The organism is Nitrosovibrio sp. Nv4 (assembly GCF_900215485.1).
GTDB lineage: Bacteria > Pseudomonadota > Gammaproteobacteria > Burkholderiales > Nitrosomonadaceae > Nitrosospira.
The window spans coordinates 1,054,843-1,075,060 of record NZ_OCMZ01000001.1; the positions used below are offsets into that span (position 1 = coordinate 1,054,843).

Sequence of the window (20,218 nt, forward strand, 5' to 3'; positions counted from 1 at the left end):
GTATCGCTGTATTCCAAAAATCGAAACGAATCAGATTTTTGTCACCACACAGGAGTGAAAATAATGAGCAATCAAACGACTGGAAGTGCGCCACATGTTCTGCCACCTTTGCCCTACCTGGAAAATGCGCTGGACCCCGTCATTTCGGCAAATACGCTGGGTTTTCATTATGGCAAGCATCACAAGACTTACGTCGATAACCTCAACAAACTCATAGCCGGTACGGAACTCGCGGATTCATCTTTGGAAGAGATCATTACTTCAACAGCGGGTAAGGCAGACAAAAGCGGCATCTTCAATAATGCGGCACAGGTCTGGAATCATACTTTCTACTGGAATAGCCTGTCGCCAAAAGGTGGCGGCGAGCCGCCTGCGGCGCTAAAACAAAAAATCGAGACCTCTTTTGGTAGTGTCGAAGCGTGCAAAAAAGAGCTTGTGACCGCGGCAACAACTCAGTTCGGCAGCGGATGGGCGTGGCTTGTGAAGGATGGTGACAAGCTCCAGGTGATCAAGACCGGCAATGCGGATCTGCCGTTGACCAAGGGAATGAAGCCGCTCCTTACAATTGATGTATGGGAACATGCATACTACCTCGATTACCAGAATCGCCGCCCGGATTATGTTAATGCTGTACTCGACAAGCTGATCAACTGGGGCTTTGCGGCTGACAATGACAGATAGCATGCTCGTCGCGCTGCTGTGACGATACACATTTCAGACCAGCTGGAAATAATCAGGCGGGGTTGCAGCGAGATTCTGCTGGAAGACGAGCTGAAGCAAAAGCTTGCCTTGAATCGTCCGCTCAGAATCAAGGCTGGATTTGACCCTACAGCGCCCGACTTGCATCTGGGTCACACTGTTCTGCTCAATAAGATGCGCCATTTACAGGATCTAGGGCATCACGCCCTGTTCCTGATCGGCGATTTCACGGGGATGATCGGTGATCCCAGCGGCAAGAATACGACTCGCCCCGCCCTTTCCCGTGAGCAGGTGCTTGAGAATGCGAAATCCTACCAGAATCAGGTTTTCCGGATACTGAAGCCCGAACAGACCGAGGTGGTGTTCAATTCAACATGGATGGATACTCTCGGTGCCGTAGACCTGATTAAACTGGCGGCGACTCATACTGTCGCACGCATGCTGGAACGGGACGATTTTGGCAAACGCTATCGAAGCAACAAGGCTATCGCGATTCATGAATTTTTATATCCTTTAATCCAGGGCTACGATTCAGTTGCCCTCAAGGCGGATGTCGAGCTGGGAGGGACCGATCAGAAGTTCAATTTGCTGATGGGACGCGAATTGCAGAAGCATTTTGGACAGTTGCCGCAGTGTGTTATTACCATGCCGCTTCTTGAGGGCCTGGACGGTATCAACAAAATGTCCAAATCCTCCGGCAACTATATCGGGATAACCGAGAACCCGGCTGATATATTCGGTAAGTTGATGTCGGTTTCCGACGACCTGATGTGGCGATACATTGAATTGTTGTCATTCGAGCCCATCAGTGTTGTTCGCCAGTGGCAACAGGACGTCGGGCACGGGCGCAACCCGCGCGACATCAAGGTGATGTTCGCACAGGAGATTGTGGCCCGGTTTCATAGCAAGCAGGACGCGGAAACAGCGCTAGCTGATTTCGAAGCGCGGTTCAGGCGTGGCGGGCTTCCGGATGACATGCTTGAAAAAATCTTGTATACTGCGTCAGAAGGGTTATCTATTACACAGTTGCTTAAGCAAGCCGGATTAACCGCCAGCACGACAGAAGCACTACGCATGATTGAGCAGGGTGGTGTGAAATTGAATGGCGAGAAGGTCAGCGACAAAACCATCAAGCTAGGTCGTGGCGAAACTGCCGTAGTACAAGTAGGCAAGCGAAAATTCGCCAGGGTAACGGTCTCCTCTGAGCAAGAATAAAATAGAATAAAAGTTTCAAAAAGCCCTTGACCGGGTGTTTGGCATCTGTATAATGCCGCCTTCGCTGTCTGACTTTGAGTTTATCAGACAGCACCGCTCTTTAAAAATTTACAGCCGATAGGTGTGGGCACTTGACCGGGACACCAGGCTATTCTCGCTTTCGAGCGGGAATAGCCGGGACTTAAGTGTTGAAGTGCTCGCACAATGTAAGAAGAATTCGAGTTGTTATTCTGATAACTCAGGATAGAAGCTGGAATTGAATAATACGTCAAGCGAGAGTTTTACCAGTATTGAACTGAAGAGTTTGATCCTGGCTCAGATTGAACGCTGGCGGCATGCTTTACACATGCAAGTCGAACGGCAGCACGGGGGCAACCCTGGTGGCGAGTGGCGAACGGGTGAGTAATGCATCGGAACGTATCTTCAAGTGGGGGATAACGCACCGAAAGGTGTGCTAATACCGCATAATCTCTACGGAGAAAAGCAGGGGATCGCAAGACCTTGCGCTTTTGGAGCGGCCGATGTCTGATTAGCTAGTTGGTGAGGTAAAGGCTTACCAAGGCGTCGATCAGTAGCTGGTCTGAGAGGACGACCAGCCACACTGGGACTGAGACACGGCCCAGACTCCTACGGGAGGCAGCAGTGGGGAATTTTGGACAATGGGGGAAACCCTGATCCAGCCATGCCGCGTGAGTGAAGAAGGCCTTCGGGTTGTAAAGCTCTTTCAGCCGGAACGAAACGGTCACGGCTAATACCTGTGATCACTGACGGTACCGGAAGAAGAAGCACCGGCTAACTACGTGCCAGCAGCCGCGGTAATACGTAGGGTGCGAGCGTTAATCGGAATTACTGGGCGTAAAGCGTGCGCAGGCGGTTTTGTAAGTCAGATGTGAAATCCCCGGGCTTAACCTGGGAACTGCGTTTGAAACTACAAGGCTAGAGTGTAGCAGAGGGGGGTGGAATTCCACGTGTAGCAGTGAAATGCGTAGAGATGTGGAGGAACACCGATGGCGAAGGCAGCCCCCTGGGTTAACACTGACGCTCAGGCACGAAAGCGTGGGGAGCAAACAGGATTAGATACCCTGGTAGTCCACGCCCTAAACTATGTCAACTAGTTGTCGGGCCTTAACGGGCTTGGTAACGCAGCTAACGCGTGAAGTTGACCGCCTGGGGAGTACGGTCGCAAGATTAAAACTCAAAGGAATTGACGGGGACCCGCACAAGCGGTGGATTATGTGGATTAATTCGATGCAACGCGAAAAACCTTACCTACCCTTGACATGTACCGAAGCCCGCCGAGAGGTGGGTGTGCCCGAAAGGGAACGGTAACACAGGTGCTGCATGGCTGTCGTCAGCTCGTGTCGTGAGATGTTGGGTTAAGTCCCGCAACGAGCGCAACCCTTGTCATTAATTGCCATCATTCAGTTGGGCACTTTAATGAAACTGCCGGTGACAAACCGGAGGAAGGTGGGGATGACGTCAAGTCCTCATGGCCCTTATGGGTAGGGCTTCACACGTAATACAATGGCGCGTACAGAGGGTTGCCAACCCGCGAGGGGGAGCCAATCTCAGAAAGCGCGTCGTAGTCCGGATCGGAGTCTGCAACTCGACTCCGTGAAGTCGGAATCGCTAGTAATCGCGGATCAGCATGTCGCGGTGAATACGTTCCCGGGTCTTGTACACACCGCCCGTCACACCATGGGAGTGGGTTTCACCAGAAGCAGGTAGTCTAACCGCAAGGAGGGCGCCTGCCACGGTGAGATTCATGACTGGGGTGAAGTCGTAACAAGGTAGCCGTAGGGGAACCTGCGGCTGGATCACCTCCTTTCTAGAGAAATTCCTGTTCAAGTGTCCACAACCTATCGGTTGTTTAAAAGCAAAGCTATGGGGACCAAGGAGTAATAGGGTAGAGAATGGAAAAAACCCATTTCTTTGTTTCCAGGCTCTGTTCAGGGTCTGTAGCTCAGTTGGTTAGAGCACACGCTTGATAAGCGTGGGGTCGGTGGTTCAAATCCACCCAGACCCACCAACTATCGGGGGTGTAGCTCAGATGGGAGAGCACCTGCTTTGCAAGCAGGGGGTCATCGGTTCGATCCCGTTCACCTCCACCAATTTCTCAATCCGGATTACGTATTAGAAAATAGAAGTAAACGGAATCGTTTACTTCTGGTTTTTAACCAGCGGCTGTATTTCGGGAACTGACAGGAAGTATCCAGGTCTGTTCTCGATGTTCTTTAACAATTTGGAAGAAGTAAAGTATTCCGCATTCAGCGGGTACGTTGCCCTTTATTGGGTCGCGTATTCATAGAGCGCGGAATAATGGGTTAGATTGTATCGACACATCGCATTTTTAGTCGGATGCGATGTGAGCAAACACCTGTAACCAAATGGTTTGGAGAAAGGAAGAAAATCCGGTTATTCATCGGCTTCTATTCCTGATTCTGAAGCCCTTAAGGTTATAGGATCAAGCGAATAAGTGCATGTGGTGGATGCCTTGGCGATTACAGGCGATGAAGGGCGTGGTAGCCTGCGAAAAGCTCCGGGGAGCTGGCAAACGAGCATTGATCCGGAGATGTCCGAATGGGGAAACCCGGCCCGCAAGGGTCAACCTTGGCTGAATACATAGGTCAAGCGTGGCGAACCTGGCGAACTGAAACATCTAAGTAGCCAGAGGAACAGAAATCAACCGAGATTCCCAGAGTAGTGGCGAGCGAAATGGGAACAGCCTCCAATTTTTAGCACTCGAACTAGCCGAGCCGTCTGGAAAGTCGGGCCATAGTGGGTGATAGCCCCGTAGGCGAAAGTTTGAGTGTGGAACTAGGATTGGAACAAGTAGGGCGGGACACGAGAAATCCTGTCTGAATATGGGGGGACCATCCTCCAAGGCTAAATACTCGTAATCGACCGATAGTGAACCAGTACCGTGAGGGAAAGGCGAAAAGAACCCCGGGAGGGGAGTGAAATAGATCCTGAAACCGCATGCATACAAACAGTGGGAGCGGACTTGTTCCGTGACTGCGTACCTTTTGTATAATGGGTCAGCGACTTACATTCAGTAGCGAGCTTAACCGAATAGGGGAAGCGCAGCGAAAGCGAGTCTTAATAGGGCGATTAGTTGCTGGGTGTAGACCCGAAACCAGATGATCTACTCATGGCCAGGATGAAGCGGGGGTAACACCTCGTGGAGGTCCGAACCCACTAATGTTGAAAAATTAGGGGATGAGCTGTGGGTAGGGGTGAAAGGCTAAACAAATCTGGAAATAGCTGGTTCTCTCCGAAAACTATTTAGGTAGTGCCTCACGTATCACCTTCGGGGGTAGAGCACTGTTATGGCTAGGGGGCCGTTTAGGCCTACCAAACCATGGCAAACTCCGAATACCGAAGAGTGCGAGCGTGGGAGACAGACATCGGGTGCTAACGTCCGGTGTCGAAAGGGAAACAACCCAGACCCTCAGCTAAGGTCCCAAAGACACAGTTAAGTGGTAAACGAAGTGGGAAGGCTAAAACAGTCAGGAGGTTGGCTTAGAAGCAGCCACCCTTTAAAGAAAGCGTAATAGCTCACTGATCGAGTCGTCCTGCGCGGAAGATGTAACGGGGCTCAAACTGTGCACCGAAGCTAGGGATTTACACGCAAGTGTAGATGGTAGGAGAGCGTTCCGTAGGCCTGCGAAGGTGGCTTGAGAAGGCTGCTGGAGGTATCGGAAGTGCGAATGCTGACATGAGTAGCGATAAAGGGAGTGAAAGGCTCCCTCGCCGTAAGCCCAAGGTTTCCTGCGCAACGTTCATCGGCGCAGGGTGAGTCGGCCCCTAAGGTGAGGCAGAAATGCGTAGCTGATGGGAAACTGGTTAAAATTCCAGTACCTTTGTTCAATGCGATGTGGGGACGGAGAAGGTTAGCTCGGCCGGGTGTTGGATGTCCCGGTTGAAGCGTGTAGACGTGCTGCCTAGGCAAATCCGGGCGGCTTAGTTGAGGCGTGATAACGAAACGTCCTTCGGGACGCCAAGTGAGTGATACCCTGCTTCCAGGAAAAGCCACTAAGCTTCAGTTGAACGAAGACCGTACCGCAAACCGACACAGGTGGGCGGGATGAAAATTCCAAGGCGCTTGAGAGAACTCAGGAGAAGGAACTCGGCAAATTGACACCGTAACTTCGGGATAAGGTGTGCCCTCGGTACGTGTAGCGCCTCGCGCGTGAAGCGGAAGGGGGTTGCAAAGAAATGGTGGCTGCGACTGTTTAATAAAAACACAGCACTCTGCAAACACGAAAGTGGACGTATAGAGTGTGACGCCTGCCCGGTGCCGGAAGGTTAAGTGATGGGGTGCAAGCTCTTGATCGAAGCCCCGGTAAACGGCGGCCGTAACTATAACGGTCCTAAGGTAGCGAAATTCCTTGTCGGGTAAGTTCCGACCTGCACGAATGGCGTAACGATGGCCACACTGTCTCCTCCTGAGACTCAGCGAAGTTGAAATGTTTGTGAAGATGCAATCTCCCCGCGGCTAGACGGAAAGACCCCGTGCACCTTTACTGTAGCTTTACATTGGACTTTGACAATACCTGTGTAGGATAGGTGGGAGGCGTTGAAGTGGGCTCGCTAGAGCTCATGGAGCCGACGTTGAAATACCACCCTGGTATTGTTGAGGTTCTAACCTAGGTCCATTATCTGGATCGGGGACCGTGTATGGTAGGCAGTTTGACTGGGGCGGTCTCCTCCCAAAGTGTAACGGAGGAGTACGAAGGTACGCTAGGTACGGTCGGAAATCGTGCTGATAGTGCAATGGCAAAAGCGTGCTTGACTGCGAGACTGACAAGTCGAGCAGATGCGAAAGCAGGTCATAGTGATCCGGTGGTTCTGTATGGAAGGGCCATCGCTCAACGGATAAAAGGTACGCCGGGGATAACAGGCTGATTCCTCCCAAGAGTTCATATCGACGGGGGAGTTTGGCACCTCGATGTCGGCTCATCACATCCTGGGGCTGTAGCCGGTCCCAAGGGTATGGCTGTTCGCCATTTAAAGTGGTACGTGAGCTGGGTTTAAAACGTCGTGAGACAGTTTGGTCCCTATCTGCCGTGGGCGTTGGAAGTTTGAGAGGACCTGCTCCTAGTACGAGAGGACCGGAGTGGACGCACCTCTGGTGTACCGGTTATGACGCCAGTCGTATCGCCGGGTAGCTAAGTGCGGAAGAGATAACCGCTGAAAGCATCTAAGCGGGAAACTCGCCTCAAGATGAGACTTCCCGGGGGTTAAACCTCCCTAAAGGTTCGTCGAAGACCACGACGTTGATAGGTCGGGTGTGGAAGCGCAGTAATGTGTTAAGCTAACCGATACTAATTGACCGTGAGGCTTGATCCTATAACCTTAAGTAAAACATAAGGTTGTTTGCCCAGATACAATCATCCCATTTTACTTCTTCCAGATTGTTGGCTTGCGATGGAGCCCGGGACTAATAGTCGTGGCTTCTGTCGTTTGCCATTAAAGTTACGCTTGGCGGTCATAGCGCTTTGGCCCCACCCCTTCCCATCCCGAACAGGATCGTGAAACGAAGTTGCGCCGATGATAGTGTGTTTTCACATGCGAAAGTAGGTCACTGCCAGGCACCTTATAGAAAAAAGCCCCGCTCTAAACAAGCGGGGCTTTTTTTTTGCTATGCGCGTGTGGTGCGTACCTGTACGCGGGGCAGTGTGACGGAGGGCGACCCAGAGTTATACTAAGCCATTCTTTATGTCCACTGCGAATTCCCGCGCCCAAAACGACCGAAACGATACCGCGGCCTAGTCGGATTTCAGAGGCGCCAAATGGCGAGAAAATCATCATGAAATCAGTACGATTTTTATCCCTCTTTGTGCTGGCGTTGATCGTCTGCTGCATAGCGGGGCGGGTGGGTGCGCAGCCGGGCAATAAACCCTTTCGGGCAGCAGTGAATATTGATGGGATGCAACACGTGAACATCCTGGCTGGTGACTATTTTTTCAAACCCAGCCACATCATTGTCAAAGTCAACGTACCCGTAAAGTTTGTGGTTCGCGTGGAGCGGGGGATCATTCCTCACGGCCTGTTGCTCAGGGCGCCCGAAGCGAATATCTCGATCGATGAGGAACTGAGCGGGGAGTCCCAAACATTCACTTTCACCCCAAGCGCACCCGGCAAGTATGCTTTCTATTGCCCAAAGAAGCTGTTCTTTTTAAAGAGTCACAGAGAGCATGGGATGGAGGGCATTCTGGAAGTTGTTGAGTAGCTGGCAGGAGATCTTAGTGTATCTGAGCCGGGAAGAGATCCAGGCGGGAAGGTTTAATGAAAACCTGATTGCCCCGCGTCAATTGCAGTTCGCGAAAGCGCGCCTTGCTGATTTCGACCTCGATTAATTCCTTGTCTTCGCTGTCATCACGCGTCAACCCAAGGCGCACTACCGGGCCAACCGAGAGAATGTGGGACACATGTGCCGCAATTGCTCCCTCCCCATTCAAGGCATTGGCGACCTTGTCCACATGGATATCATGAGGGCGTACATAGGCTACGGCTGCGAGCTCTTCGGCTTCGGTATGCTCAGGCGCATCGACTTCAATTCCTCCTATCCAGGCCCGACCGCGGTGCAATCGGCCATGGAATAGGTTCACCTTGCCAAGGAATTCATATACGAAGGGGCTTGCCGGGCGTTCGTACACTTCGTCCGGCGTGCCGATTTGTTCGATTCGGCCTTCGTTCATCACTACTATCCGATCCGCCACTTCCAGCGCCTCTTCCTGATCGTGGGTAACGAACACGCTGGTGATGTGCATGTCGTCATGGAGTCTTCGCAACCACGACCGCAGTTCCTTCCGCACCCTGGCGTCGAGCGCGCCGAAAGGCTCATCCAACAGCAAAACTTTCGGCTCCACCGCCAGCGCCCGCGCCAGGGCGATGCGCTGACGCTGTCCTCCCGAGAGTTGATGCGGGTAACGGTCGGCCAGCCAGTCCAACTGCACCAGCTTCAGCAATTCCTGTACACGCCGGCGAATCTCCACATCAGCAGGGCGGAATTTCTTCGGGCGTACACGTAAGCCGAAGGCGACGTTTTCAAAGATGGTCATATTCCGGAACAGCGCATAGTGCTGAAATACGAATCCTACGTGACGATCGCGCACGTGCTGGTCCGTCGCGTCCTCACCTTGAAACAACACTTGACCGGCATCCGCAGCCTCGAGCCCCGCGATTACACGCAGTAGTGTTGTTTTTCCGGAACCGGAAGGCCCGAGCAACGCGAGCAATTCCCCCGATTTAACTTCCAGGGTGATATCGCGTAGTGCGGCAAAGTCGCCAAACTGTTTGGAAAGATTACGCACCTCGATGCTCATCGGTTTTTTCCCTTATCATTTTGTATGTTTTTCGATTCAATTATCGTTTTCAGTGCCAGGGTGACCAGGGCAAGCATCGCCAGTAGCGACGCCACCGCAAAGGCCGCCGCAAAATTGTATTCGTTATAAAGAATCTCGACATGAAGCGGTAACGTATTGGTACTACCGCGAATATGACCAGATACCACGGATACCGCACCGAATTCCCCCATTGCTCGCGCATTGCACAGAATTGTGCCGTATAACAGGCCCCACTTGACGTTGGGAAGCGTTACCCGAAAGAATATCTGCCATCCGTTTGCGCCCAGTACCACGGCTGCCTCTTCCTCTTCCGTACCTTGAGACTGCATCAGGGGGATCAGTTCACGTGCGATAAAGGGAACCGTAACGAATATAGTGGCGAGCACTATGCCAGGTACGGCAAAAATAACCTTGATGTCGTGTTCCGCAAGCCATGGGCCCAGCCAGCCCTGCAATCCAAAAATCAGCACGTAGATCAGTCCCGAAACTACCGGCGAAACCGAAAAAGGCAAATCGATGAGCGTCGTCAACAGATTCTTGCCGAGAAATTCAAACTTGGCGATAGCCCATGCCGCCGCTATGCCGAATATCAGATTAAGCGGAACCGCAATCGCCGCAGCAGTCAGGGTAAGCTGGATTGCGGACACCGCGTCCGGTTCGGTGATGGCGGCGATATAAACTTCCCAGCCCTTCTTGAGCGCCTCATAGAAAACCGAGATCAGCGGCACAAAGAGAAAGAGCGTCAGAAAGGTAAACGCCAGACCGATCAAGGTCCAGCGCACCCAGACCGGCTCCTCTGTCGGCCGCGCCCGGTGTGCGAGGGGAGATACCGGAAGCGCAATAGCAGTCATCGCGATCTCCTCATGCCAAGGCGCTTCGACGGCGGCTCCACCATTGCAGCAAGTTGATGATGAGGAGCATCACAAAAGAAATCACGAGCATTACGACAGCCAGCGCTGTGGCGCCTGCGTAGTCATACTGCTCAAGCTTCGTGATGATTAGAAGCGGCGTGATCTCGGAAACCATTGGCATATTGCCCGCGATGAAAATAACAGAACCGTATTCTCCGATCGCGCGCGCAAAGGCAAGCGCAAAACCCGTCATCAATGCCGGCAGAAGCGTGGGGAAGATGACTCGCAAAAATGTTTGCAGTCGGTTTGCGCCTAGCGTCGCCGCCGCCTCTTCCAGCTCAGACTCGATATCTTCCAGCACCGGTTGCACTGTTCGCACCACAAAGGGCAACCCGATAAAAGTCAATGCCACAAAAACACCGATTGGAGTGAAAGCGATTTTTATGCCGAGCGGTTCGAAATACTGGCCAACCCAGCCATTGCCGGCATAAAGTGCAGTCAGCGCAATGCCGGCGACTGCGGTCGGCAGCGCAAACGGCAGATCCACCAGTGCGTCTACGAGTTTTTTGCCCGGAAAGCGATAACGGACCAGTACCCAGGCCACCAGAAGCCCGAATACGGCATTGACCAGGGCGGCGGCGAATGATGCGCCGAATGTCAGCCTGTACGAAGCGATGACTCTTGGCGTCGTTACCGCATTCCAGAATTCAGGCCAGGTTAGCGCTGCCGTCCGAACGAATGCCGCGGAGAGCGGAATCAACACGATCAGGCTCAGATAAAGCAGCGTAAATCCAAGCGCCAGATTAAATCCAGGCAGAACACTATGTTGCTTAAACGTATACATCTTGCACACCTACGGCATCACGGTTGTGCCGAACCGCGGCCGCCGGCGCTCCCAGCGGTTGTTCTGTCGCCGCAGCAGGTAGCAACGCGAACGCTTCAGCTTCAATTGCCCGTGCCGGCATGCCGAAAAGGCGGCCCTGCAGAAAATCGGCGCCGGTATGAAGAGCGGCGGTCAACTGCTGCCTCGTTTCGATTTCATGCACCAGAACTTCAGCCCCGAAGTGATGAATAGTGTCCACCAGCGACTCCGTTCCGCTATGCCGCAGCAGATTGGAAGCCTCCAAACGGACCAGATCGGGGTATAGCGGGTACAGGCTGGCAAGTTCGGCCAGCCAGTTTTCGCTCATGCCGCTGTGATTAATCACAATCCGGTAACCATGCGAGCGATAATTGCTGATCACATGTTTGAGCAATTTCCAATTGCGGTTCACCTCAATGGGAATTTCAATGGTTACCTGAGAGGTCTTCACTCCGATGATATCGAGTGTCCTTTTGAACGTGCGGCCATGATCATCCTTGACACTCTCCAGCAGGCGCGGCTGCACGGAGACAAAAAGGCTGCCGCGTTGCGGAACACCGCTGAAGTAATTGAGAGCGTGAACGGCGCGGCACAGTCGATCGAAGCGCACCAGCGGCGCATCGCTTTCAGTGAGGGCAAAGGCCCTCCACGGCGACAGTTGATTTCCTTCGTCCGGCATGGAGCGAACGTAGGCCGCATGCCCAACTGCTTTGCGCGTGTTCGCATCGAAGACAGGTTGGAATATGCTTGACAGCCAGCAGTTGAAAAAATGTCCGACTATGGAGCCGTCTTCGGCACGCTGTACCTTATAGTCGGTGGCGCTCTGGAAGCGCGCCAATCCATCCTTTTGTTTTTCAGCAGAAACGCTCATATTCGTACTCCTGTCAAAATCAACTAAACTTCAGCATTCCGGGTCTTTATTCGAGCGCGGCCGCGAAGGCGTGGCCGCGTCCATCGTCATTTCTGGTAAATTTGATCAAAGGTGCCGCCATCGGCAAAGTGCAGCTTGTGCGCGTTCTTCCAGCCGCCGAACACCTCATCAATCCGGAACAATTTGATAGAGGGGAACTGACTCGCATACTTTGCCGCAACCCTGGCGTCGGCTGGACGGTAGAAGTTTCTGGCTGCAATCTCCTGACCCTGCTCCGAATAAAGATGCTGGAGATAGGCTTCGGCGACTTGGCGGGTGCCTTTCTTATCGACGACTTTGTCTATCACCGCGACCGACGGTTCAGCAAGAACGCTGATTGATGGCGCGACGATCTCGAATTTTTCCGGTCCGAGTTCCCTGATTGCCAGGAAAGCTTCATTTTCCCAGGAGATGAAGACGTCACCGATGCCGCGCTCCACGAATGTCGTGGTCGAGCCACGTGCGCCGGAATCCAGGACAGGGACGTTTTTATATAGTTTGGTTACAAATTCCTTTGCCCTGGCGTCGTCGCCATAAGTCCGTTTTCCGTATTCCCACGCTGCCAGATAATTCCATCGCGCGCCACCGGAGGTTTTCGGGTTGGGCGTAATCACCGATACACCGGGTCTCGCCAGATCGTTCCAGTCCTTGATGTTCTTGGGATTGCCTTTGCGCACCAGTAGCACGATGGTGGAAGTGTAGGGCGTACTGTTGTGGGGCAAGCGCTTCTGCCAGTTGCCTGGCAGAAGTTTGGCCTTCTCTGCAATCGCATCAATATCGTTTGCCAAGGCAAGAGTCACGACATCAGCCTCGAGACCATCGATGACGGACCGTGCCTGCTTGCCAGAACCGCCGTGGGACTGCTTGATGGCTACCTTTTCCCTGGTCTTCTCCTCCCAATGCTTCGTGAATGCCGCATTGAACTCCTGATAAAGCTCACGTGTGGGATCATAGGAAACATTCAGTATCGTCTTATCGGCCCACGCGCTGCCGCCGGTCAGGAGAGTTGCGGCCACAAGACCCGTTAGCCATGTTTTGATTTTCATCATTCTTCCTTCAAAGAGTTAGTCAGGAGAGTTCAGGATTCAATTAAAAGGCACTGATCATTACTTCAACGTAAAAAAAGTCGGAACTGCCAGGGCTCCTGCCCAGTGTCGCTACTTGTCTGTTGCGCGTGAACTCACCGGTCGTAAAATGCGAGTAGCCAACGGTTGTATCGATGTGTTTTCCAAGCTTGTAACGGGCACGAATATCAAAAGCGTGGCCGATGAAGTCGCCGCTGTTTCCGGTAGGGTCACGATTGGCGTTGCCTCCATTAGCGCCGTTGCCCCCGAAGAGGTTATTGAAGCGATCCCTATCACTAGCCAGCCAGAAAAGGTTATATCCAGCGTCTATACGCAAATCCTTGGCCGGCTGAAATTCGAGCTTGACTTTGGGCGCCTTGATATTTTCAAAAATAATGTAGTCATCCGCCGACCAGGGCCGCGAGAAACCGAAAAAACGCTCAAAGCGATTGTTTACGTTGTCATCGGGATCACGGTCTCCAGTGGCGTAGCCATAAAAGGCGCTGATACGCGGTTTCCAGCTGTGCCTGGCGGTATATCCCACCTCAGTGGTATAAGCATGAGCGTCATGGTCCTGAGTTCCATTTCGACCGAACTGATAGATCAGGTTGAAGTCATAGTCCAGCCCGGTATCTCCGATCTTGCCGTAGCCGCGAAGGGCAGGTGAATGAATATGCCGGTCGATCTGCCCCGTCTTGCTGCCGTCCTGCGTGAGCGCCATGTAATGCGGCTGGAGCGTGATGAAGTCCGACCATTTGCGCCAATGGCCGATGGCGCCGTAGAACCACTGATTCTCGATGCGCTCGTCGAAGTCCGATAGCAGTCGTCTAACGGGCTGATATGCCCATAAATCAACCTCCCAGTCGTTGACCTCCTGGCCCAGATTGATGCGAAAGCCTTCGAAGGTGTTCGTGGTGTTGCGCCATTCGTTGCGGCCGATCAAACGCCGATCCAGCGCTTCATAGGCCATGCGACCCACCCGGAACCTGAGCGGGCGCTGTTGTTTCCGATCGTCTTCACCCAGCGCCCCTTTGAAGTAGAGCTCGCCATATGCCTGGATCAGTTCGTAGTCGTTGAAGTCGCGATCATCATGTGGAAAATTGCCGTTGTAGCGCCGGGAATCCTGAAACTCGACCGCCCCGCGAAACGGATCCAGAATTTCCCTTATTCCTGCGTATGCACGCGAGCGCAGCAGAAAGGGTTGATCGAGCGTCAGGTCGGTACGCCGTATATCGTTACTACGAAACTCGTAACGGGTCCGGTGCTGGAAACCTATATCCAGCCAGGTTATATCCTTGAATGCTTCGATACCTGTTTTGCTCAGATTTCGCACGTACCGTGGCGGATCGGATTCCGGTTGGGTGCCATAGCTGCTGGAAGGCTGGAAGTAACCTGTCGATTTCTTTTCCGCTTCTTTGGCCGGCGTTTTGGCCTCAGTCTTTTTATTGTTCTGGGCAGCGACTTTCGACTCTGCGTTTTTGCTGCTTGCATCTCTCTGAACAATTCGAGTTTCCTGTTTGCTCATTTGCGACTCTTCAAATTTCCTGATATTTATATCCGCGTGAATCAAATCGACCGGCAATATCGCAATTGCAGATGCAAGCGTGATTCGCCAATAGAGTTTCATTTCTCTCGTGCGTATCGCCCCTTCCGGTATTCCCGTCCGATGCCGATATAGCTTTTTCTTATGACTCGCAGCCATCTATTTCCCCTGAAATGAGCAATACTGACATGGCGAAAGGTACCAGCCGTTCTTTATAATTGAAACTAATATCATTTCATTTACTTATCTGTTTTACGTATATATCACCCGTTGCGGCCTCCCCGAGTTGTGCTGCGCACTTCAATGGCAGGCGGGGGCCCCCGGTCATCCGTAGTACTGTCCAAACAACGCCCAACATGGGAAAATGGCTTGGGAATCTGCCGTAATCAGTACTATTGGTCTTTGAAGCTTGACTGTTCCCATTATTAATATTCGAGAACGAGGCTGGCGATGGGAGTGGAGGTGGGAGTAGGAGTGGGAGGAGCGGTGTCGAGAAAAGAACAGCATAATGTCAATAAGCTGCACAAGCGATTGAGGCGGCTTGTGGGCTCCGCTATTGCCGATTTCAATATGATCGAGCCGGGGGACCGCGTGATGGTGTGTCTTTCGGGAGGCAAGGATAGCTACGCGTTGCTCGATATCCTGCGTAATTTACAAGCGCACGCGCCCCTGCAGTTTGAGTTGGTGGCCGTGAACCTGGATCAGAAACAGCCGGGTTTCCCCGAACACGTATTACCGCAGTATCTCTCTGCCATCGATATGCCCTTCCGTATTGTTGAACAAGATACTTATAGCGTGGTAAAGCGCCTCATACCCGAAGGCAAAACGACCTGCAGTCTCTGTTCGCGCCTGCGCCGCGGCGTCCTCTATCGTGTTGCGGGTGAGTTGGGCGCGACTAAAATCGCGCTGGGACATCATCGTGACGACATGCTTGAAACCCTTTTTCTCAACCTGTTTTACGGCGGCAAGCTAAAAACCATGCCACCCAAGCTGGTGAGTGATAACGGCCGCCATATCGTGATTCGCCCGCTGGCCTATTGCAAGGAGAAAGATCTCGCCGGTTATGCCGAGATAGCGGATTTTCCCATCATCCCCTGCAATTTGTGCGGGTCTCAGAAGAATCTCCAGCGGCAGGCGGTGAAGGAAATGCTGCAACAATGGGATAAAAAATTTCCCGGCAGGCTGGAAACAATGTTTACGGCATTGCAGAACGTCCAGCCCTCTCATTTGGCCGATCCCGCACTCTATGATTTTCAAGGGCTCAAAGCGGGAAATGAACCTGTTCCCGATGGCGACAGGGCGTTTGACCCCGAAACCTTCGAGCTCGGGGTGAATGAGATGTCGGGTTTGAGTGAGGGATTGAATAACGAGGTGGATTCCTAGCACCATTCAGATTGATTTTGGCGAAATTACTCTTGAATACGTTAATGAGAAAATCATTTGGGTTTTCATTACCAGCTCTTTTCGTTGGTTTGCTGGCAGTGGCGTTATCTGCCCACTCGGCTGTGCCTCTTGTCAATGGCAAGAATGGCTTGCCGACACTGGCACCCATGCTTAAAGATGTTACCCCCGCAGTAGTAAATATTTCCGTACTGACTCGCGCGGCCATTGAAGAGAATCCGCTCTTTCGCGATCCTTTCTTCCGTCACTTTTTTAACCTCCCCGAACAGGCGGCCCGACCCGAGCGGAGTGTTGGTTCGGGCGTGATTATGGATGCGGCCAACGGCTATGTCGTTACCAACTATCATGTGATCAAGGATGCCCAGCAGGTGGTTGTCACGCTCAAGGATAGGCGCCAGTTTCAGGCGACGCTGGTGGGAACGGATCCCGGCACCGATATCGCGTTGCTGAAGATTGACGCAAAGAATTTGCAGGCGCTGCATTTTGGAGATTCTGATTTGCTTAACGTGGGTGACTTTGTCGTTGCCATTGGAAATCCGTTTGGCCTGGGGCAGACCGTCACTTCCGGCATCGTCAGCGCGCTGGGAAGAAGCGGAATCGATATTGAGGGCTATGAGGATTTCATACAGACGGACGCATCGATCAATCCGGGCAATTCCGGAGGCGCCTTGGTCAATCTCAAGGGAGAACTGGTCGGTATTAATTCAGCCATTGTTGCGCCCACCGGCGCCAATGTCGGTATTGGCTTCGCAGTTCCAAGCGTCATGGTCAAGGCGGTTCTGGATCAACTCGTGCGCTTTGGCGAAGTGCGCCGTGGCAGGCTGGGCGCCACCAGCGAAGATATTACTCACGATCTGGCGGCATCGCTGGGGCTGACTTCCACCGAAGGCGCAATCATCAGTACTGTCGAGCCTAATTCGCCAGCGGAAAAGGCAGGCATGAAGCCACGCGATGTGGTGATGGCCGTCAACGGCAAATCGATAAGAGATTCCATGGATTTACGCAACAAGATAGGATTGATGCCGATCGGGGAGACGATAAATCTTGGGCTGATAAGAGACGGAAAGCCAGTCATTGCAAGAGTAACTATTGCCACGCCGCTCGATGTACCGGGCACCGAGGCGGAAACAGTGCCTCAGCTCGCGGGCGCGACGGTTGCCAATCTCAAAGGCGGGACATCCCGTAGCAGAATTGAAGGGGTACTGGTGACCAGGGTGGACGCAAACAGTCCCGCCTGGCGGCATGGCATCCGGCCAGGCGATATCATAATCGGCGCCAATCGCAAAAAGGTCCGCTCTGTACGCGAGTTTCTTGCGGTCCTCCGAACCAGTGAAGATTCCATCGTTCTCAATCTGTTGCGAGGGGATTTCAGGTTGACTCTCATAATCCGGTAAAACGGTTTTTCCCAAAAAAGATAAAAGATCGGGGGATAAGGATGGACGGGTCTGCCCTTGGCTGTCTTTCTGCCTGCTGTGACGCCATCCCGCAGGCCAATTGGCTATGGGACAGCACCCCATTCTTTCAATATCTTCAGTCCATTCTTATCCATTTTCCCGCGCTGTATTGACGAGTTTTCCAGGTCATAGCATTTTAATTAGTGCTATTTGGAGCATATCTTCGTTATGGTCCGCCATGTACGACATCGAGGATTTTTGTTCGCGGTATAATCCAAGGATTTATGCCAGAAAGCCGGGTCTTTATGCAGGAAAAATATCATCCCCAGGAAATAGAAGCGGAAGCGCAGCAGCATTGGCAGCGAACGGCTGCTTTCCAGGCCGTGGAAACGCCTGGAAAGCAGAAATATTATTGCCTGTCCATGTTTCCATATCCATCAGGCAAGCTGCATATGGGGCACGTGCGCAATTACACGATTGGCGACGTGCTGTCGCGCTACCGCCGCATGCAGGGGTATAACGTTTTGCAGCCTATGGGTTGGGACGCTTTCGGTCTGCCCGCGGAGAACGCGGCCATGGAAAACAACGTGCCGCCTGCGAAATGGACTCACGATAACATCGCGTATATGCGCAAGCAGCTGCAGAGCCTGGGGCTGGCCATTGACTGGAGCCGGGAGCTCGCGACCTGCAAGCCGGATTACTACCGCTGGAATCAGTGGCTTTTTCTGAGGATGCTGGAAAAAGGATTGGCTTACCGAACCACCGGCACCGTCAATTGGGATCCGATCGATCAGACGGTGCTTGCCAATGAGCAGGTAATAGACGGACGTGGCTGGCGCACCGGCGCATTGGTGGAAAAGCGCGAAATCCCCATGTACTACATGAAAATCACCGCGTATGCCGATGAATTACTGGAAACGCTGAACACGCTGCCCGGTTGGCCGGAGCGGGTAAAAACCATGCAGGCCAACTGGATCGGGAAGAGTTTTGGCGTCGATGTGACGTTTCCCGCCGACACGGCATCCGGCATGCCCCAGGCGTTAAAAGTTTTTACTACGCGCGCAGATACACTACTGGGCGTAACTTATGTCGCGGTGGCAGCCGAACATCCGGTCGCGCTGCACGCCGCAAGCAGTAATCGGGATCTGGCCGAATTCATTGAAGCGTGCAAGCAGGGCGCCACGATGGAAGCGGAGCTGGCCACTCAGGAAAAGAAAGGTATGGACACCGGGCTCTTTGCAGTCCACCCACTGACCAAGGCGAAGCTGCCGGTATGGATAGCAAATTATGTACTGATGGGCTACGGCGAAGGCGCGGTGATGGCGGTTCCCGCCCACGATGAGCGCGATTTCGAGTTTGCAGCAAAGTATTCACTGCCAATAAAGCCAGTGATCAAACCTCGTGATTCGGATCTGATAATGCCACTTGCTCAGGCTTATGCGGAGCAGGGCATCACTTTCGACTCAGGCGAATTTTCCGGCCTTGAATTCCAGGCGGCGGTGGACGCAATCGCCGCAGCGCTGGAGCAGAAGGGATTGGGAGAAAAGCGTGTTCACTATCGCCTTCGCGACTGGGGCATTTCCCGCCAGCGTTACTGGGGCTGCCCCATCCCTCTCATTTATTGTGATGCATGCGGTGTAGTGCCGGTACCCGATGACCAGCTTCCCGTAGTACTACCAGAGGACCTTGTGCCGGACGGTTCGGGCAACCCGCTGGCAAAGACTCCGTCATTTTACGAGTGTCGCTGCCCCCGCTGTGGCCAGCCGGCACGGCGGGAAACGGATACGATGGATACATTCGTCGATTCTTCATGGTATTACATCCGCTACGCTTGTGCGGGGCAGGATGGGGCCATGGTGGATACGCGTGTGGATTACTGGCTCCCGGTCGATCAGTATATCGGCGGCATCGAACACGCGATTTTGCATCTGCTCTATTCACGCTTCTGGAGCAAGGTCATGCGCGATCTTGGGCTGGTAGTCTTCGACGAGCCGTTCGCCAACCTGCTGACCCAAGGCATGGTGCTGAATGAGATCATGTTTCGGAAAACCGAAACCGGCCGCATTGTCTATTTCAATCCCGCTGACGTGGATATGCAAACCGATGAGCAAGGCAGGCCCGTTGGCGCACTGCTGCGCGCGGATGGCAGGCCGGTTGAATCAGGTGGTATCGGCACCATGTCGAAATCCCGGAACAATGGGGTCGATCCGCAAAAACTGGTGGAGCAATATGGCGCCGATACCGCACGACTATTCATGATGTTCGCCAGTCCACCGGAGCAGACTCTCGAATGGGCGGATGCGGGGGTGGAGGGCGCATTCCGTTTCCTGAAACGGTTGTGGAAACAGGTTTACGAACATGTGCAACCAAAGCCGGAGGTGGATAGTCCAATACCGGGTGATGATCTCGATCCCGAACTGAAAGCCTTGCGTTTTCAATTGCATCAAACCATTGCCAAGGTTGGCGACGATCTGGGAAGACGGCACACCTTCAATACCGCGATCGCAGCGGTGATGGAGTTGATGAATGCTCTGGCAAAACGAGAGGATTCCAGCCTGGCTTCGCGCAGACTGATGCAGGAAGCAATGGAAAAAATTATATTGCTGCTGTCGCCCATTGTTCCGCATATATGTCATGCCCTGTGGCGTGAACTCAAACCTGGAACAGAATTGCTCGATCAGTCTTGGCCCCTAGCGGATAGCGCGGCACTGGTGCAGGATGAAATTGAACTGATAGTGCAAGTCAATGGCAAGCTGCGCGGCAAGATACGCGTTGCCAGAGACACGAAACCAGCGGTTATCGAGCGCCTGGCCCTGGAGAATGATCAGGTGCAAAAGTTTGTCGCCGGGGATGTGGTGAAGAAAGTGGTCATGGTGCCGGGTAGACTGGTGAATATCGTTGTGTAAGGACATAAACCTCATGTGAGG

12 protein-coding genes, 2 tRNA genes and 3 rRNA genes are annotated in these 20,218 nt (G+C 53.1%); 11 read left to right on the top strand and 6 right to left on the bottom strand.

Features of this window, described 5'->3' with window-relative positions; translation table 11 throughout:
* Positions 1–63: 63 nt before the first annotated feature.
* The 8 genes from CRO05_RS04750 (at position 64) to CRO05_RS04785 (ending at position 8,149) form a co-directional block, all read left to right on the top strand.
* On the top strand, positions 64–681 hold the full coding sequence (locus CRO05_RS04750; protein ID WP_097066037.1) for a superoxide dismutase: 618 nt from the start codon (positions 64–66) through the stop codon (positions 679–681).
* Between the two features lie 18 nt (positions 682–699).
* Entirely contained in the window at positions 700–1,914 is a 1,215-nt protein-coding gene (tyrS, locus tag CRO05_RS04755) for a tyrosine--tRNA ligase (protein ID WP_097066038.1), read from the top strand.
* A 292-nt stretch (positions 1,915–2,206) separates the two neighbouring features.
* Positions 2,207–3,742: ribosomal RNA gene (locus CRO05_RS04760) — 16S ribosomal RNA — on the top strand.
* 124 nt (positions 3,743–3,866) lie between these two features.
* Positions 3,867–3,943 (top strand) — tRNA-Ile (locus CRO05_RS04765).
* A gap of 6 nt (positions 3,944–3,949) precedes the next feature.
* Positions 3,950–4,025, top strand: a tRNA-Ala gene (locus CRO05_RS04770).
* Between the two features lie 351 nt (positions 4,026–4,376).
* Positions 4,377–7,266 (top strand): 23S ribosomal RNA (locus CRO05_RS04775).
* 131 nt (positions 7,267–7,397) lie between these two features.
* Positions 7,398–7,510 (top strand): 5S ribosomal RNA (rrf, locus tag CRO05_RS04780).
* The 16S, 23S and 5S rRNA genes sit together here with 2 tRNA genes alongside, the layout of an rRNA operon.
* Positions 7,511–7,726: 216 nt before the next feature.
* Positions 7,727–8,149: a cupredoxin domain-containing protein gene (locus CRO05_RS04785; protein ID WP_097066039.1), complete on the top strand. Its 423-nt coding sequence runs from the start codon at positions 7,727–7,729 to the stop codon at positions 8,147–8,149.
* 13 nt (positions 8,150–8,162) lie between these two features.
* On the opposite strand, the gene CRO05_RS04790 is transcribed toward CRO05_RS04785, so the two are convergent.
* The 6 genes from CRO05_RS04790 to CRO05_RS04815 all read right to left on the bottom strand — a co-directional run bounded on the left by CRO05_RS04790 (position 8,163) and on the right by CRO05_RS04815 (position 14,655).
* Positions 8,163–9,245 carry a sulfate/molybdate ABC transporter ATP-binding protein gene (locus CRO05_RS04790; protein ID WP_097066040.1) on the bottom strand — a complete coding sequence of 361 codons (1,083 nt, stop codon included), beginning with the start codon at positions 9,243–9,245 and terminating at the stop codon, positions 8,163–8,165.
* Entirely contained in the window at positions 9,242–10,117 is an 876-nt protein-coding gene (gene cysW, locus CRO05_RS04795; RefSeq protein ID WP_097066041.1) for a sulfate ABC transporter permease subunit CysW, read from the bottom strand. Before cysW ends, CRO05_RS04790 begins: the two co-directional genes overlap by 4 nt.
* Before the next feature lie 10 nt (positions 10,118–10,127).
* Entirely contained in the window at positions 10,128–10,961 is an 834-nt protein-coding gene (gene cysT, locus CRO05_RS04800; protein ID WP_097066042.1) for a sulfate ABC transporter permease subunit CysT, read from the bottom strand.
* Positions 10,948–11,850 (bottom strand): EAL domain-containing protein, encoded by a 903-nt coding sequence (locus CRO05_RS04805; protein ID WP_097066043.1) that lies wholly within the window; start codon positions 11,848–11,850, stop codon positions 10,948–10,950. The genes cysT and CRO05_RS04805 overlap by 14 nt, the downstream gene beginning before the upstream one ends.
* A gap of 86 nt (positions 11,851–11,936) precedes the next feature.
* Positions 11,937–12,935: a sulfate ABC transporter substrate-binding protein gene (locus tag CRO05_RS04810; RefSeq protein ID WP_097066044.1), complete on the bottom strand. Its 999-nt coding sequence runs from the start codon at positions 12,933–12,935 to the stop codon at positions 11,937–11,939.
* Positions 12,936–12,978: 43 nt separating this feature from the next.
* Entirely contained in the window at positions 12,979–14,655 is a 1,677-nt protein-coding gene (locus tag CRO05_RS04815; RefSeq protein ID WP_235001288.1) for an alginate export family protein, read from the bottom strand.
* 327 nt (positions 14,656–14,982) lie between these two features.
* Here CRO05_RS04815 and ttcA point away from each other — a divergent pair, with 327 nt between their 5' ends.
* The 3 genes from ttcA to leuS all read left to right on the top strand — a co-directional run bounded on the left by ttcA (position 14,983) and on the right by leuS (position 20,197).
* Complete coding sequence (gene ttcA / locus CRO05_RS04820) at positions 14,983–15,879, top strand: tRNA 2-thiocytidine(32) synthetase TtcA (protein WP_369831592.1); 897 nt, start codon at positions 14,983–14,985, stop codon at positions 15,877–15,879.
* Positions 15,880–15,923: 44 nt separating this feature from the next.
* Positions 15,924–17,291 carry a DegQ family serine endoprotease gene (locus CRO05_RS04825; protein WP_181319734.1) on the top strand — a complete coding sequence of 456 codons (1,368 nt, stop codon included), beginning with the start codon at positions 15,924–15,926 and terminating at the stop codon, positions 17,289–17,291.
* Between the two features lie 305 nt (positions 17,292–17,596).
* Positions 17,597–20,197, top strand: a complete 2,601-nt coding sequence (gene leuS / locus CRO05_RS04830; RefSeq protein ID WP_097066672.1) for a leucine--tRNA ligase — start codon at positions 17,597–17,599, stop codon at positions 20,195–20,197.
* The last annotated feature ends 21 nt before the right edge of the window (positions 20,198–20,218 follow it).